1 protein-coding gene and 1 pseudogene are annotated in these 1,940 nt (G+C 50.2%); both read left to right on the plus strand.

Going from position 1 to position 1,940, the window contains the following annotated elements:
• Window positions 1-675: pseudogene (locus AC1DLB_RS28845) on the plus strand (hypothetical protein); the annotation flags it as partial.
• Entirely contained in the window at window positions 672-1,709 is a 1,038-nt protein-coding gene (locus AC1DLB_RS28850; RefSeq protein WP_477786175.1) for a hypothetical protein, read from the plus strand. The pseudogene AC1DLB_RS28845 and the gene AC1DLB_RS28850, both read left to right, overlap by 4 nt.
• Window positions 1,710-1,940 lie beyond the last annotated feature (231 nt).

Here is a 1,940-nt window from a genome sequence, read left to right on the forward strand (position 1 = left end):
CGATTGGGCAGCATGACAGACCAAAACTGCACGCCTTTCAATTCAGGCCGCAAAGGCGTTTTGACCGCAGAAGGTGGTCGATTGGGCAGCATGACAGACCAAAACTGCACGCCTTTCAATTCAGGCCGCAAAGGCGTTTTGACCGCAGAAGGTGGTAGTGCACTGGTCCTTGAGGATTACGATCGGGCAATACGTCGCGGGGCACCTATCTATGCCGAAGTCCTCGGGTTTTCGATGAACTGTGATGCCGACCATATGGTGAGACTCAATCATCATAGTGTTGGCGATTGCATGGAGTCGGCGCTTGCAAATGCATTGGTCGCGCCTGGAGCGGTTGGCTATATATGCGCTCACGGTACCGGTACGGTTGCCAATGACAGCAATGAATACATGGCAATTGAGAGGGTCTTTGGCCATTCGCCACCGCCGGTTAGTTCCATTAAGTCAATGATGGGGCACAGCATGGGGGCGGCGGCTGGTTTTGGAGCAATTGCCTGCATGCTTGCGCTAAGCGAGGGATTGCCTCCTACGATCAATGTTTCTGAACAGGACCCTGAAATACCCATCGACATCGTCGCGGAGGGCTTCAGAGCCGGAAAAGTCGATGTGGCGGTCAATAATGCTTTCGCTTTTGGCGGGAATAATTCAATTTTGGTATTCGGTAATCTCAAATGACGGGTGACGCTATCGTTGCATTGGTTTTAAACGATTGGGTCATGTTGCAAATGCCCGGTGTATTCGAGCAAGGGGGCGTGGAGTTACATCGCGGAAAAAGACCTGCGTGGRACCTGGCTTCCGGCGAACTTGTGCCGAGCCGTGAGCTGAAAAATTTCGATCGACAATCCCTGTTGCTATTGGCGGCGATGTCGTTGATCGAGGATGGCAATGACGGAGACTCCCTGGCGGGTTCAGCCATTATCGGTGCAACATCCAATGGTTCCATCGACACCGTTATTCAACTGATAAAAGAGTCGAACGAGAGTCGTTTTGCATTTCAGGTCAATCCGGCACAAATCCCCAATACCGTCATAAATTCTTCATTGGGTCAGTTGGCGATCAAATATGGCATTAAAGGACCGAACGTTTCTCTGTGCGCGAAAGAGTTGAGCTTCTATCACGCATTAGTTCAGGGGTTAAGAATTGCCATGCGAGGCGAGTCTGACTATATCTACACGACGGCGATTGAAACGTTTAGCGGTGAGTTTGGAACGCTCTACGCACAGAGCATTAATCTGCCTGCTGAAAAACGACTGGATACGGCGGCGATTTTCAGCTTTCAGGCAGTTGCTGACCTGAAGGTCCAGGGATTGATCGTCAGGTCATGCATGACGGGGCGTCTATTTTCCTCTGACTCGGCCGGCCTGATCGACCTGATACTCACATTTCTGGCAGGGCAGGGTGTTGAACTTGATCAGGTCAGTCGAGTGAACCTCGCTGCTGCGGATTCCTGGCAGATGTCCTTGAGCAGCCTGAATCGTGCCTTCGGGGCGCGGTTCGAGATGCTGGATCGGGCGAAGGCTCTGAGTCTGTCTCTGGTGGGCGCCTATCAATTGGCCGAAATGGCGAATGGTGTTCCGGCCCAAAGTTTTGGGGTGATGGCGTGTGTTGATGATGAAGGTTTTTATGGTGTCGCGCTGATTGAACGTAATGATGTTCGAGAGGGTTTTTTCACCGGCTCAAGTGATTCAGAAAAGGCGGGTAACCTATGATTTCGTTTGTAAGATGGTTGTTGGTGTTGCTGTTCATTGTCCTGAGTTTTCCTTTTTTATGCGTATACATGTTAATCAATCCTATAAAGAACAGGAATCTGCATGTGGCCTGTCGGTCATATTCAGTGATTAATAAAATATTCTCGGTTCGTGTCGCTGTGAATGGATTCGATACTATCTCCACTGCCAAGCCATATATCTATGTGGCCAACCACCAATGTAATTATGATG

This window comes from Pseudomonas sp. 05N434 (genome assembly GCF_056396965.1).